Annotated in this window: 11 protein-coding genes; 7 read left to right on the top strand and 4 right to left on the bottom strand. The window is 72.8% G+C overall.

Annotated elements, in window-relative coordinates; genetic code table 11:
- Positions 1-25 precede the first annotated feature (25 nt).
- Complete coding sequence (locus ACTJJZ_RS11700) at positions 26-1,225, bottom strand: trans-sulfuration enzyme family protein (RefSeq protein WP_440721367.1); 1,200 nt, start codon at positions 1,223-1,225, stop codon at positions 26-28.
- Between the two features lie 100 nt (positions 1,226-1,325).
- On the opposite strand from ACTJJZ_RS11700, the gene ACTJJZ_RS11695 reads away from it, so the two are divergent.
- Positions 1,326-1,754 (top strand): Lrp/AsnC family transcriptional regulator, encoded by a 429-nt coding sequence (locus ACTJJZ_RS11695; RefSeq protein WP_440721366.1) that lies wholly within the window; start codon positions 1,326-1,328, stop codon positions 1,752-1,754.
- 22 nt (positions 1,755-1,776) lie between these two features.
- On the opposite strand, the gene ACTJJZ_RS11690 is transcribed toward ACTJJZ_RS11695, so the two are convergent.
- Complete coding sequence (locus ACTJJZ_RS11690) at positions 1,777-3,222, bottom strand: aldehyde dehydrogenase family protein (protein WP_440721365.1); 1,446 nt, start codon at positions 3,220-3,222, stop codon at positions 1,777-1,779.
- Positions 3,219-4,274, bottom strand: coding sequence for a homoserine dehydrogenase (locus ACTJJZ_RS11685; protein WP_440721364.1), 1,056 nt, complete (start codon positions 4,272-4,274; stop codon positions 3,219-3,221). The genes ACTJJZ_RS11690 and ACTJJZ_RS11685 overlap by 4 nt, the downstream gene beginning before the upstream one ends.
- A 287-nt stretch (positions 4,275-4,561) precedes the next feature.
- On the opposite strand from ACTJJZ_RS11685, the gene ACTJJZ_RS11680 reads away from it, so the two are divergent.
- Together ACTJJZ_RS11680 and ACTJJZ_RS11675 are read left to right on the top strand one after the other, a co-directional pair.
- Complete coding sequence (locus tag ACTJJZ_RS11680) at positions 4,562-6,085, top strand: amino acid permease (protein ID WP_440721363.1); 1,524 nt, start codon at positions 4,562-4,564, stop codon at positions 6,083-6,085.
- A 101-nt stretch (positions 6,086-6,186) separates the two neighbouring features.
- Positions 6,187-6,939 (top strand): IclR family transcriptional regulator, encoded by a 753-nt coding sequence (locus ACTJJZ_RS11675; protein WP_440721362.1) that lies wholly within the window; start codon positions 6,187-6,189, stop codon positions 6,937-6,939.
- Here ACTJJZ_RS11675 and ACTJJZ_RS11670 read toward each other — a convergent pair.
- A complete protein-coding gene (locus ACTJJZ_RS11670; protein ID WP_440721361.1) occupies positions 6,933-7,739 on the bottom strand; it encodes an IclR family transcriptional regulator in 807 nt (268 codons plus the stop codon). The genes ACTJJZ_RS11675 and ACTJJZ_RS11670 overlap by 7 nt on opposite strands.
- A gap of 62 nt (positions 7,740-7,801) precedes the next feature.
- Here ACTJJZ_RS11670 and mmuM point away from each other — a divergent pair, with 62 nt between their 5' ends.
- From mmuM to ACTJJZ_RS11650, 4 genes are all read left to right on the top strand, one after another.
- Positions 7,802-8,797, top strand: coding sequence for a homocysteine S-methyltransferase (gene mmuM / locus ACTJJZ_RS11665; RefSeq protein ID WP_440721360.1), 996 nt, complete (start codon positions 7,802-7,804; stop codon positions 8,795-8,797).
- Positions 8,794-9,759: a quinone oxidoreductase family protein gene (locus ACTJJZ_RS11660; RefSeq protein ID WP_440721359.1), complete on the top strand. Its 966-nt coding sequence runs from the start codon at positions 8,794-8,796 to the stop codon at positions 9,757-9,759. The genes mmuM and ACTJJZ_RS11660 overlap by 4 nt, the downstream gene beginning before the upstream one ends.
- Before the next feature lie 77 nt (positions 9,760-9,836).
- On the top strand, positions 9,837-11,138 hold the full coding sequence (locus tag ACTJJZ_RS11655; protein WP_440721358.1) for a glycosyltransferase: 1,302 nt from the start codon (positions 9,837-9,839) through the stop codon (positions 11,136-11,138).
- Positions 11,135-13,237, top strand: coding sequence for a glycosyltransferase family 39 protein (locus tag ACTJJZ_RS11650; protein ID WP_440721357.1), 2,103 nt, complete (start codon positions 11,135-11,137; stop codon positions 13,235-13,237). The genes ACTJJZ_RS11655 and ACTJJZ_RS11650 overlap by 4 nt, the downstream gene beginning before the upstream one ends.
- Positions 13,238-13,254: the final 17 nt, after the last annotated feature.

The raw sequence follows: 13,254 nt of genomic DNA, 5'->3' as shown, positions 1-13,254 counted from the left end.
CCGCAACGCGGGATCCGGCCTCGCGTCAGCCGAACGTGTCGTCCAGAGCGCCACGGAGGTCGGCGAGGAGGTCGTCGACATCCTCGAGGCCCACCGAGAGCCGCAGGTGGCCCATCGTGCGGAACGGCTGCGGATAGGCGGCGACGCGCCCGCCGTCGGTGCCGGTGTGCACGATGAGCGAGTCGTCGTGGCCGAGCGAGAAGCCCGAGGTGATCAGCCGCAGGTTCGCGACGAAGCGGTTCTGCGTGGCGGGGTCGCCGTCCACGGCGAAGGCCATCATGCCGCCGAACCCGCCGTGGAACTGGCGTGCGGCGAGCTCGTGCTGCGGGTGCGAGGGCAGACCCGGGTAGAAGACGTAGGCGACACGGGGGTCGCCGGCGAGGAGTTCGGCGATCGCCTGCGCCGACGCCAGATGCTGCCGCATCCGCAGCGGCAGGGTGACCGAACCGCGCTGGATCTGCCAGGCGTTGAACGGCGAGATGATCCCGCCCACGTCGACCATCGCGTCGGCCTTGATCGGCTCGATGAGCTCGCGCCGCCCGATCACGGCCCCGCCCATGGCGTCGCCGTGCCCGTTGATGTACTTGGTGAGCGAGTGCACCACGAGGTCCGCGCCGTCGGGGAGCGGGCGGTAGAGCGGCGGCGGCGTGTAGGTGGAGTCGACCATGAGCAGCGCGCCGGCCTCGTGCGCGATCGCGGCGATCGCGGCGACGTCGGTCACCTTGGTCGTCGGATTGGCGATGGCCTCGACGCAGACGAGCCTGGTGTTCGGCCGCATCGCGGCGCGGACCGCGTCGTGATCGGCGCTGTCGACGAAGGTGGCCTCGATGCCGTAGCGCTGGGGGAGCAGCTCGGACCACAGCCGCCAGGTCGCCTCGTAGGTGACGTCGCTGACCACGACGTGGTCGCCGAGCCGCACATGCGTGAAGAACACGGCGTGCAGCGCGGCCACGCCGGAGGCCAGGGCGACCGCGTCCTCGCCGCCCTCGAGTGCTGCGAGCTTCTCCTGCAGCGCCTGCTGGTTCACACCCGTGTTGCGCGTGTACAGGCCGGGAGCAGTCGCCGACCAGCTGATCTCGCTCGGGTCGTCGGGCAGCTGATACGAGTTCGCCATCACCAGGGGTGTGCGCAGGGCCTGTGTCGAGTCGAGGCGGATGCCGCCGTGGACGGCGAGGCTCGCGTCGGACAGGGTGTCGGGCCGGCCGCGGTCGGGGCGTTCTGACATGGCGTGCTCTCCTCCGGGAAGGCTGCGGAATCCGCTAGCTATGTGCATGATAGGCATCTAGATTTGTTCATATTGCATGAGAGAGTGAAGGTGGCACAAGATGGACGGCACGGATCACCGCATCCTCGCGGAGCTGACGGCCGACGCGCGCACCCCGCTCGTCACGCTCGCGGCGCGCGTGCATCTGTCCCGCAACGCGGTGAAGCAGCGGATCGAGCGCATGGAGCGCGACGGCGTGATCTCCGGCTACACGGTGGTCCGCGGTGCCGCCTCGCCGCGCCGCGTCACGGCCGTCGTGATGGTGTACCGGGCGGACCGCATGCGCGGCGCGCACGTGGTCACGGCGCTCGAGCGGATCCCCGAGGTCGTGCGCTGCGACGTGCTGTCGGGCGAGTTCGACCTCCTCGCGATCGTGCAGGCCGACGGGATGGAGCGGATCGGGGAGATCTGGGAGGAGATCGCCGCCCTGCCCGGCGTCGAGAACACCGTCACCTCGGTCTCCCTCGCCCGGGTCATCGACCGGCCCTGAGGCGGAGCCTCGGCCGGGGCGCTCAGGTATTGATGCAGACGACCTTCGGCTGGGTCATCTCCTCGAACGCGAAGCGCACGCCCTCGCGGCCCATGCTGCCGTACTTGACGCCGCCGAACGGCATGCCGTCGACGCGGTAGTCGGAGGAGTCGTTGATCATCACGCCTCCCGCCTCGATCCGCTCCGAGACGCGCAGCGCACGGGCGAGGTCGGCGGTGAACACCCCCGCATGCAGCGCGTACTCGATCTCGTTCGCCTGCGCGACGGCCTCGTCCTCCGTGTCGAACGGCGAGATCGCGACGATCGGCGCGAACGCCTCCTCGCACCACAGCGCGCTCGAGAACGGCACGTGCTCGACGACGGTGGGCCAGTACACGGATCCGTCCCGGCGGTGGCCGGGGAGCACGCGTGCGCCGGCCGCGACGGCGTCGTCGACGAGGCGCTCGGCGCGCTCGGCGGCCGAGGGCGAGATCATGGGACCCACATCGGTGCGTTCGTCGGACGGGTCGCCGGCCACGAGCGCCTTCGTCTGCGCGACGAAGGCGGCGCGGAACCGGTCGTGCACCTCGCGCTGCACCAGGATCCGCTGCGCGCCGACACAGTTCTGTCCTGCGGCCCAGAACGCGCCGGAGACGCAGGCCTCGACCGCCGCGGGGATGTCGGCGTCCGAGAACACCAGGACCGGGGCGTTGCCGCCCAGCTCCATCGCGAGCCGTTTCAGTCCGGCACCGCGGGCGATCGCCTCGCCGGTGGCGAACCCGCCGGTGAACGACACGAGGCGGACGTCGCGGGCGGCGACGAGCGCCTGGGACAGCGCGCGTCCGCCGTGCACCGTGGTGACGATCTCGGCGGGCATCCCCGCGTCCGCGAGCAGGTCGACGAGGAAGCGGGCGGTCAGCGGGGTGAACGGCGACGGCTTGAGGATGACCGCGTCCCCTGCGGCGATCGCCGGACCCAGCTTGTGCGCGACGAGGTTGAGTGCGTCGTTGTACGGCGTGATCGCGACGACGATCCCGAGCGGCTCCCGCGTGAACCAGCCGCGACGGTTCGCGGATCCTTCGAACGCGTCGAAGGGGACGACCTCGCCGGCGTTCGAGCGCGCCGCGTCGGCCGAAAGCGAGAGTGTGGTCGCGGCGCGGCCGACCTCTTTGCGCGCCTGGCGGATCGTCTTGCCGGCCTCGCGTACGATCAGCGCCGCGGCCTCGTCGGCACGCTCGCGCAGCAGCGTCGCGGCCCGGTCCAGGATCCGGTGCCGGGCGAAGCGGGGCAGTGCGCGGGAGGTGCGGAAGCCCTCGCGTGCGCGCTGCAGGATCCGCTCCACGTCGTGGGGCGTGCTCTGCGGCACGGCGCCGATCTCGCGGCCGTCGAACGGGTTGCGCACGACCAGCGCCTCCCGTGCCGCCTCGGCGCCGGTCGCGGTGTCCTCGATGACGCCTGCGGGCGGCGCGGCGATGCCCGTCGCGCTCATCGCGCCGCCTCGGCCAGGGTGCGGGCGTGCTGGTCGACCGCGATGATGTCGGAGAGCAGCGCGTACGCCGTCTCGATGCGGCCGGCGCCGGGGCCGGAGACGGTCACCGTCCCCAGCAGGTCGGTGTCGAACGACACTGCGTTGGTCGGCCCGGACACCCCGGCGAGCGCGTGCTCGAGCGGCAGCGCGACCGGCTCGACCGTCGCCACGACCTCGCCGTCGGGGGTGCGCGTCGCGGAGCCGATCAGCTTCCAGCGCCGGCCCTCGGCGGCGGCCGCGGCGATGTCCTCCGGCGAGACCCGGGAGATCCCGCGCCGTCGCACGTCGGCGGTCGTGATCGCCGCGCCGAGGATCTCGTTCGCGAGGATCACGACCTTCAGCTGCACGTCCGAGCCCTCGATGTCGGCGGTGGGATCCGCCTCCGCGTAGCCCAGGGCCTGCGCCTCGGCGACCGCCTCCGCGAGCGTCATCCCCGTCTCCATCCGGCCCAGCACGAAGTTGCTCGTGCCGTTCAGGATGCCCTGCACGCCCGAGACCCGCAGGCCCTTCAGCGTCTCGGAGGCGAAGCGGAGCACCGGGGTGCCGCTCATGACGGCGCCCTCGTACTCGAACCGCACGCCGTGCTCGGCCGCGATCCGGCTCAGTTCGGCGCCGGCGAGGGCGACAGGGCCCTTGTTGGTGGTGGTCACGCTCTTGCCGCTCTCCAGGGCGGCGCGCACGTGCGACACGGCCGGCTCTCCGTCCACCGGGTTGGTGAAGGTCGCTTCGACGACGATGTCCGCGGTGGTGTTGCGGATCACGAAGTCGTTCTGCGGCACCCCCGCGCCGCCTGGAAGGCCTGCGAATGTGGCGCCCTCGGGCAGGGCGAGCACGGCGCCGAGGTCGATCCCGCCCGTCTGCATGAGCGAGCCGAGGCGCAGGTCGGTGATCGCGACGACGCGCAAGCCGAAGCCGAGGTCGTCGGCGAGCTCCTCTCCGCGGGTCTGAATGATCTCGGCGAGGGCGCGGTTCACGCCGCCGAAGCCGATGAGGGCGAGATCGTGACGGTGCACGGCGGGCTCCTTAGGAAGGTCGATGGACGGTTCGGCATCCATCCTGAGCGCGGGGCATGTCGGTGCGCGCCTGACGATCCGCCCGCCCGGGCTGCCATTGCGGCGGAGCCGCCGACGCTCTGTCCGTCCCTCGCCTCGGGGTCGTTCTCCGCTGGTCCGGCCCTTGTGCCCGGTGCGGCGCCGCGGTAATGTCCGGAAACAATTCGTGCGACATAAGCACACTGCTGTGGTGATATAGCACGAAGGATTCCTGTCTCCGCCCCTCCCGACCCTGAATGCGAGACCTCATGAGCCCTCTTCCCGGGGAGAAAGAGCTGCCCAACGCTCTGCCCCGCACCACCGCCACGCAGGTTCCCCTGCGCCGACTGCAGCGCTCCATGGACGCGCGGCACCTGATCATGATCGCCCTCGGCGGCGTGATCGGATCCGGCTTGTTCCTCAGCTCCGGCTACACGATCAGCCAGGCGGGCCCGCTCGGCGCGATCATCGCCTACCTCGTCGGCGCCCTCGTCGTCTACCTGGTGATGTCGTGCCTGGGCGAGCTGGCGACCGCCTACCCGGTGTCGGGTGCGTTCCACATCTACGCCGCCCGCTCGATCGGGCCCGCCACCGGGTTCACCACGGCCTGGCTGTACTGGCTGTGCTGGGTGGTCGCGCTCGGATCCGAGTTCACTGCCGCAGGCATCCTCATGCAGCGCTGGTTCCCCGGCGTCCCCGTCTGGGTCTGGTGCCTCGTGTTCGCGGCCGCGCTGTTCTCGATCAACGCGATCTCGGCGCGTGTCTTCGGGGAGACCGAGTTCTGGTTCTCCCTGATCAAGGTGATCGCGATCGTGGTGCTCATCGTGCTCGGCGGGGCCGCCGTCTTCGGCATCACGCCGCTGTCGAGCCAGCACCCCGCCGCGCTGCTGTTCCACAACTTCGCGACGCCCAAGGGTCTGTTCCCCGGCGGCTTCGGCGGCGTGCTGATGACCTCGCTCGCCGTGTTCTACGCGTTCAGCGGCTCCGAGCTCATCGGCGTCGCCGCGGGCGAGACGAAGGACCCCGGCAGGAACATCCCGCGCGCACTGCGGTCCACCGTGCTGCGCCTGCTCGTCCTGTTCGTGGGATCCATCGCCGTGATCGCCGCGATCCTGCCGTACGACAAGGCGAGCGTGACGAGCAGCCCGTTCGTCGACGTGTTCCAGTACGTGGGCGTGCCGTTCGCACCCGACATCATGAACTTCGTCATCATCACCGCGCTGCTGTCGGCCGGCAACAGCGGACTGTTCTCCTGCGCGCGGATGCTGTTCTCGCTCGCGGAGGAGGGCCACGCGCCGAGGTCGCTGACGCGCCTCACGAAACGGGGCATCCCGATCGTGGCACTCAGCGTGAGCATGGTGCTGGGGCTCGTCTCGCTGCTGTCGAGCGTGATCGCCGCCGAGACCGTGTACCTGGTGCTCGTGTCCGTCGCGGGCTTCGCCGTGGTGGCCGTGTGGATGTCGATCGTGGCCTCGCAGTACTTCCACCGGCGCGCGTTCGTCCGTGGCGGCGGCGACCTGTCGACGCTGCCGTATCGCACGCCGCTGTTCCCGCTGGTGCCGATCGCCGCCTTCCTGCTGCTGCTGATCTCGGTGATCGCGATCGCGTTCGACCCGAACCAGGTCGCGGCGCTCTACTTCGGCGTGCCCTTCGTCGGCCTCTGCTACCTGTTCTTCTGGTGGCGGTACGGACGGCGCGGCGCGAAGCCCGTGACGCCGCTGCGCGAGGAGGCCCCCGTCTCCGTCGACGAGGATCCCGCCGTCGAGGAGCCGGTGGCCGAGGGCGGTCGGTGACAGCCGACGAGACGCACGACGTGTCCCGGATCCGCCTGGATAGGCTGGCACGACCGGGCGCAGCCGGGTCCGGGGCACGTCGGTGGGAGCGAGGAGGGGCGATGTCGGCTCCGTCGTCGCTGTCGCAGGGACTGGCGCTGCTCGGCTCGGCCGTCGAGCGGGAGCGCTCGGGCCGGCCGGGGCATAACGCCTCGCGGCTCGCGGACGCCACCGGCATCGAGCGCTCGCGGGTGTCCCGGCTCACGCAGGAGCTGCGTGCCCTGCGCTTCCTGGAGCGCGACGAGGCGGCCGTGTTCCGTGCGGGGGACGCCTACTTCCGCACCGCAGCGGCTCTCGACGCGCCGTGGCTGCGCGCCGCGCGGCAGGAGCTGCGGACCCTGGCCTCGACCCTGCGGATGACCGCGCTCGTGAGCGCGGCCGACGGCCCGGCCGCGTTGCTGCTGCGATCCGAGACCGGGGTCGGCGCCGTCGATGCCTCGCTGCGATACGGCATGGCGACGCCGATCTGGTGCACAGGCGCGGGCCGCGCGCTGCTCTGGGATCATTCGCCGCAGCGGCTCGCCGAGGTGCTGCAGGATGTCCAGTTCGTCGGCGTGGGCGGCCCCGCAGCGGCGCGCACGGCCGGCGAGGTGCATGCGCTCCTCGAGCGGGACCGGGCCGCCGGCGTGATCACGGCCGCGGACGAGTACGCGGAGGGCATCACCGATCTCGCCCTGCCGATCCGGGACTCGAGCGGGGTCGTGGCGTCGCTCACCGTGAGCGGTGCTCCGCTGAGCGCGGGGCGCAGGCGTGCGGCGGTGTCCGCGCTGCGCGAGGCGCGCGACCGGCTCAGCACCCTTGCGAGTGGTCAGTGAGAGGCGTACGCCGTCTGGCGATCGGCCGGCGCCCCGAGCGCTGCGGAGAGAACCTCGGCCGCGGCGGTGCACGCGCCGGCCAGTTCCGCCGTGCGCGGCTGCAGCGATGCCCGCTGGCCGACGATCTGCACGCCCGCGACGGTCTCGCCGCGGAAGTCCCACACCGGCGCCGACACCGAGTAGAGGTCGGGCTCGGCCTCCTGGTCCACGATCGCGTAGCCGCGCCGCCGCGCCTCGCGCAGCCGGCCGAGGAAGTCGTCCGCCGACGCCGGCGCGTTCGGGCCAGGACTGGTGAACGCGGTCCGCGCGAACACCGTGCGCACCTCGTCGTCGGTCGCGTCCCACAGCACCGCTTGCCCGGCGTCGCTGCAGAACGCGGGGTAGGCGCGGCCGACCCAGGATCCGATCATGCGGGACTCCGCCGGGATGCTCTCCACGATCGTCAGCGTGCTGTCGCCCTGGAGGACGCCGAGGAAGCAGGCCTCGCCGACCGAGGCGGCCAGGTCGTCGAGCACGTCGAGACCGATCGTGCGCATGCGGTGGTCGGTGAGATCCTGGGCGGCCGCGTACCAGCCCCAGGCGAGGCGGTAGCGGTGATCCTCCCCGCGCACCACGAGCCGCTGATCGGCGAGCGCCGCCAGCGTGCGGGAGACCTGCGAGCGCTCGCGGCCGAGCGCGTGCGCGACCTCCTGCACGGACGCGCCGCCGGGCGCCGACACCATCAGAGCGGCCAGCGCCGAGAGCACGTCGAAGCCTCGGCCCATGCTGCTCCGGGCCAGGGAGTCCTCGGCGGTCGGCATGGATCGAGCGTAGTGGACCGCCGTCGTGCGCAGCCGCGCGCCGGACGAGAGGAGGGCGGGCGATGACCGCAGAGCACGCGACGAAGCGGGTCGGCACCGGGCCGGACGCCACAGGGGCGCTCGAGCCCGGGCGCCCCGTGACGGTGCTGGACGGCGGCATGTCGACGGCGCTCGAGCAGCAGGGCATCGAGGTGGGCGGCGCGCTGTGGACGGCACGGCTGCTCGCCGACGAGCCGGAGCGGGTGGCACGCGTGCACCGCGCGTTCTTCGAGGCCGGCGCCGACGTCGCGACGACCGCCACGTACCAGGCCAGCGAGCGCGGCTTCGTCGCTGCGGGCATGGATCCGGTGCAGGCCGGAGCGCTCATCGTGCGCGGGGTGACGCTCGCCCTCCAGGTGCGCGACGAGTGCTCCGCGCTGCGGCCCGGATTGCGCGTGGCGGCGTCGGTCGGCCCCTACGGCGCCGTGCTCGGCGACGGCTCGGAGTATCGCGGCCGCTACGGCATCGGGACGGCCCGGCTCCGCGACTTCCATGCGCCGCGTCTGGAGGCGCTCGCCGCCGCCGGGCCGGATCTGTTCGCGGTCGAGACCATCCCGGACCTGGAAGAGGCGGCCGTGCTCACCGCGCTGCTCGACGAGCTGGGCGTGCCGGCCTGGTTCAGCTACTCCGTGCGCGGCGAGGCGACCTGCGCAGGGCAGCCGCTCGCCGAGGCCTACGCCGTCCTCGCCGGATCCCGCACTCTCGTCGCGGCGGGCGTGAACTGCTCGCACGAGCACGACCTGCTGGGAGCGGTGGAGACCGCGGTCGCGGAGACGGGCCTTCCCGCCGTGGCGTATCCCAATCACGGCGGCGTGTGGGACAGCGCGACGAAGACCTGGTCGCAGGCGCACACGCTCGACCTCGCCCTCGTGGACGCCTGGATCCACGCCGGCGCCCGCTACGTCGGCGGCTGCTGCGGCTTCGGGCCCGCCGACATCGCCGCGATCGCGCAGCGCGTGCACGGACGCGACGGTGCCCGAGGTATCGTCGGCGGTGATCCGACGGGGGAATGCGCATGAAGGTCTTCGAGATCACCGAGCCGGGCGATGAGTCCGTGCTGCGGTACGCCGAGCGGGAGCCCGTCGCGGCGGGCCCCGGCCAGCTGCTCGTGCGGGTGGCGTACGCCGGGCTCAACTTCACCGACGTGCTCGCCCGACGAGGCGCGCCGGGGTACGCCTCGGGGTGGCCGTTCGTGCCGGGCATGGAGGTCGGCGGCACGGTCGAGGCCGTCGGCGATGGCGTGACCGGTTTCGCGCCGGGCGACGCGGTGGCGGCGTTCGCGTCGGACGGCGGCGGATACGCCGAGCTCGCGGTGGCGGACGCCCGGCTCGCCGCACTCGTGCCGCACGGCGTCGACCTGCCGGCCGCCACCACCATCCCGGTGACCTGGGCGACCGCGGCCGGCCTGCTCGCTCGTGCCGGCGACCTGCACGGCGCGCGCGTGCTGGTGACCAGTGCGGGCGGCGGGGTGGGCGCCGCGCTCGGTGCGCTGCTCGCGCGCTCCGGTGCGGCCGCGGTCGTCGGCGGCGTGGGATCCGCGCGCAAATCGGCCGGATCCGACTACGTCACCGTCGTCCGCGACGACGGGTTCTTCGCGGCGGCCGCGGATGCGGCGGGCGGTCCGTTCGATCTGATCCTCGACTCCGTGGGTGGTTCGGTGCTGGCTGCGGCGGTCGACGCGCTCGCCGCGGGCGGGATCCTGCTCTCCTACGGCGCCGCAGCCGGCGAACCGGATCCGCAGCCACCGGCCTACGGACCGCTCCGCGGCGGGAACAGGTCGATCGGCGGGTTCAGCATCCTGAACCTGGCCCGCACCGCGCCGGACCGGGTCGGGCGCCTGATCGGGGCCGTGGTGCAGGACCTCGCCGCAGGCCTGGTCATCCCGCCACCCGAGGTCGTCGCCTGGGACGAGCTGCAGGACGCGCATGTGCGCCAGAGCGCAGGTGCCGCGACCGGGAAGACCGTCGTGCGCGTCGCCTGATCCTGCCCGACCGGACCTTAGCGGGCCCATAGCCGCGGCAAAGCGCCCGCTCCGGGCCGCTGTCGAGCATGGACCCCATGAGCCAGGATCCGCCCCTCGACCTCGACCTCGACCTCGACCTCGTCGTCCCCGTGCACAACGAGCGGGACACGCTGGAGCAGAGCATCGCACTGCTGCACGAGCATCTGTGCTCCGAGGAGCCGGCGTCCTGGCGCATCACGATCGCCGACAACGCCAGCACCGACGGGACCGCTCAGCTGGCCGACGCGCTCGCCGCCAGGCTCGACCGCGTGGTCACCGTGCACCTCGCCGAGAAGGGCCGCGGCCGAGCGCTCAAGGCGGTGTGGTCATCGTCCCCCGCGCGGGTGCTGGTCTACCTCGACGAGGACCTGTCCACGGATCTGCGGGCGCTGCGCCCTCTCATCGCCCCGCTGCTGTCCGGCCATTCCGACCTCGCGATCGGATCGCGCCTCGCGACGAGCTCCCGGATCGTCCGGGGCGGCACGCGCGAGTTCGTCTCCCGGTCCTACAACCTGCTGCTGCGCGGCACGTTCGGCGTCCGCTTCAGCGACGCGCAATGCGGCTTCAAGGCGATCCGCGCCGACGTGGCGCGCCGGCTGCTGCCGCACGTGCAGGACACCGGCTGGTTCTTCGACACCGAACTGCTGATCCTCGCCGAGCGCGCGGGGCTGCGGATCCACGAGGTCCCCGTCGACTGGATCGACGACCCGCACAGCTCGGTCGACGTCGTCGCGACCGCGGCCGCCGACCTGAAGGGCATGGTGCGGGTCGGGACAGGGCTCGCCCGCGGACGGATCCCCGTCGACGAGCTCTACCGCGACATCGGCCGGCACCCGTTCGCGCGGCCGCCGATGCCCCTGCTCGCGCAGCTGGTGCGCTTCGGCGTGATCGGCGCACTGTCGACGGTCGCCTACGCCGTGGTCTACCTGATGTTCGCGGTCGCGCTGCCGGCGCAGGCGGCGAACTTCCTCGCGCTGCTGGTCACCGCCGTCGCCAACACCGCGGCGAACCGGCGGTTCACCTTCGGGATCCGCGGCAGGGCGGGCGCGTCCACCCATCACCTGCAGGGGCTGGTCGTGTTCGGGATCGCCTGGGCACTGACCGCTGGATCCCTCGTCGCTCTGCACGCCGCGGATCCGCATCCTGGCACGCTCGTCGAGGTCGGCGCGCTGACCGGCGCGAACCTCGTCGCCACCCTGCTGCGGTTCGTCCTGCTGCGGCTCTGGGTGTTCCGCGGCCGGACGGCCGACGGCCGCGCCGCCGGTCGTTCCGGCGGGGCCGCACCCTCCTCGACCGCCGAACCCCTGCCGACCCGGCATCACCTCACCGCACTCGCTCAGGAGGCGAACCGATCATGAACGCCGCAATCGCCATCGCACCGGGCCTCCCGGCGCACCCCGCCACCGGGTCGTCCCCGGCCATCCGGCACGATTCCGCGCGCACCGTCCGCGCGCGCTGGGAGACGCCGGCATCCCTCGGCGTCCTGCTGCTGACCGGGGTGCTCTACGTCTGGAACCTCGCCGCGAGCGGCTGGGCGAACGCCTTCTACTCCGCGGCGGTGCAGGCCGGCACGCAGAACTGGGTCGCCTTCTTCTACGGATCGAGCGACGCCGGCAACTCGATCACGGTCGACAAGCCGCCGGCGAGCCTGTGGATCATGGAGCTGTCGGCGCGGATCTTCGGGCTGAGCTCCTGGAGCCTCCTCGTGCCGCAGGCGCTCATGGGCGTCGCCACCGCCGCGATCATCCTGGTCACGGTGCGCCGCCGATTCGGCTCCCCTGCCGGGCTGGTCTCCGCGGGCGTGTTCGCGCTGACGCCGGTCGCGGCGCTGATGTTCCGGTTCGACAACCCGGACGCGCTGCTGCTCCTGCTGCTGACCGCCTCGGTCGCGCTGACCCTGCGGGCGATCGACCGGCAGCAGCTGCGCTGGCTGCTGCTCGCGGGCGTCGCGGTCGGGTTCGGCTTCCTCACCAAGCAGCTGCAGGCATTCCTCGTGCTGCCTGTGCTCGCCGGCGTGTACCTCGCGTTCGCCGGCACCACGATCCTGAAGCGGATCGCGCACCTGCTCGCCGCGCTCGCGGCGGTGATCGTGTCGGCCGGCTGGTGGGTCGCGGTGGTCGAGCTCGTCCCGGCCTCGGCCCGCCCCTACATCGGCGGCTCGCAGACGAACAGCTTCCTCGAGCTGACGTTCGGCTACAACGGCCTCGGCCGCATCACCGGCGACGAGACCGGCAGCGTGACCGGCGGCGGCGGTGGCGGCGCAGGCGGAGGAGGGATGTGGGGATCGACCGGCCTGTTCCGGCTGTTCGAGAACGAGATCGGCGGGCAGATCTCCTGGCTGATCCCCGCCGCACTCATCCTCGGCGCCGGTGCGCTGGTGCTCATCGGCCGCGCCCCGCGGCGCGATCCGCGGCGGGTCCTGATCGTCGCGTTCGCGGGCTGGCTGGTCGTCACGCTGCTCGCGTTCAGCTTCATGGCGGGGATCTTCCACGCCTACTACACGGTCGCGCTGGCCGCTCCGCTGGCCGGGCTCCTCGGCGCGTCCGGCGCCGTGGTCTTCCGGCACCGCGACCGGCTCTGGGCACGCGTCCTGCTCGCGGCGTCCGCCCTGATCACTGCGGGCTGGGCGTGGGTGCTGCTGGAGCGGGCGACGGACTGGCTGCCGTGGCTCAAGATCGTCGTGCTCGTGGTCTCGCTGGCAGGTGCGGCGCTCGTGCTCTTCCCGCCGCGCTCGCGGATCCTCACCGCGGCGACGGTCTCGGCGCTGCTGGCCGGGGCGCTGCTGGCTCCGGCCGCCTACACGCTGGAGACCGTCGGCAGCGCGCACTCCGGATCCATCGTCACGGCGGGCCCGGCGGTCGCGAGCGGCATGGGCGGGTTCCGCGGCGGCTTCCCGGGCGGTCGCCCCGCAGGCACGGGCGGCGCTGCGGCAGGCGGGTTCCCCGGCGGCGGGCAGGCCCCCGGCGGCACGGCCGGCACGGGCGGTGCGCCGGGTGGCTTCCCCGGCGGGACCGGCAGCACGGGCGGCACCGGCCCCCAGGGTGGGGCGACGGGCGCGCAGGGCGGCGCCGTCGGCGGCAGGGGCGGCGCGGGCGGCCTGCTCGAGGCCGCCACGGTCGGCACGCAGCTGAAGGCCCTGCTCTCCGCGGACGCCTCGCGCTACACCTGGGTCGCGGCCGCGATCGGCTCGCAGACTGCGGCCGGCTATCAGCTCGGCACGGGTGGCGCCGTGATGCCCATCGGCGGGTTCAACGGCAGCGACCCGTCGCCGACGCTCGCGCAGTTCCAGACGTACGTCGCGGCGGGACGGATCCACTACTTCATCGCCGGAGGACGGATGGGCGGATCCAACGGCGGAAGCGACGCCTCCTCGCAGATCGAGGCGTGGGTCACGGCCCATTTCACGGCCCGCACCGTGGATGGCGTGACGACCTACGACCTGACGGCGCAGAATTGAACCGCGCGGGGACGCCG

The organism is Microbacterium sp. 22242 (assembly GCF_052045495.1).
Taxonomy (GTDB): domain Bacteria; phylum Actinomycetota; class Actinomycetes; order Actinomycetales; family Microbacteriaceae; genus Microbacterium.
This window is presented reverse-complemented; position numbering and strand designations above follow the sequence as displayed.

Bases quoted from the DNA above. Each gene is read 5' to 3' on its own strand.
- ACTJJZ_RS11695 (WP_440721366.1), top strand. From the start codon at position 1,326: ATGGACGGCACGGATCACCGCATCCTCGCGGAGCTGACGGCCGACGCG.
- mmuM (WP_440721360.1), top strand. From the start codon at position 7,802: ATGACCGCAGAGCACGCGACGAAGCGGGTCGGCACCGGGCCGGACGCC.
- ACTJJZ_RS11675 (WP_440721362.1), top strand. From the start codon at position 6,187: ATGTCGGCTCCGTCGTCGCTGTCGCAGGGACTGGCGCTGCTCGGCTCG.
- ACTJJZ_RS11680 (WP_440721363.1), top strand. From the start codon at position 4,562: ATGAGCCCTCTTCCCGGGGAGAAAGAGCTGCCCAACGCTCTGCCCCGC.
- ACTJJZ_RS11690 (WP_440721365.1), bottom strand. From the start codon at position 3,222: ATGAGCGCGACGGGCATCGCCGCGCCGCCCGCAGGCGTCATCGAGGAC.
- ACTJJZ_RS11650 (WP_440721357.1), top strand. From the start codon at position 11,135: ATGAACGCCGCAATCGCCATCGCACCGGGCCTCCCGGCGCACCCCGCC.
- ACTJJZ_RS11655 (WP_440721358.1), top strand. From the start codon at position 9,837: ATGAGCCAGGATCCGCCCCTCGACCTCGACCTCGACCTCGACCTCGTC.
- ACTJJZ_RS11660 (WP_440721359.1), top strand. From the start codon at position 8,794: ATGAAGGTCTTCGAGATCACCGAGCCGGGCGATGAGTCCGTGCTGCGG.
- ACTJJZ_RS11670 (WP_440721361.1), bottom strand. From the start codon at position 7,739: ATGCCGACCGCCGAGGACTCCCTGGCCCGGAGCAGCATGGGCCGAGGC.
- ACTJJZ_RS11700 (WP_440721367.1), bottom strand. From the start codon at position 1,225: ATGTCAGAACGCCCCGACCGCGGCCGGCCCGACACCCTGTCCGACGCG.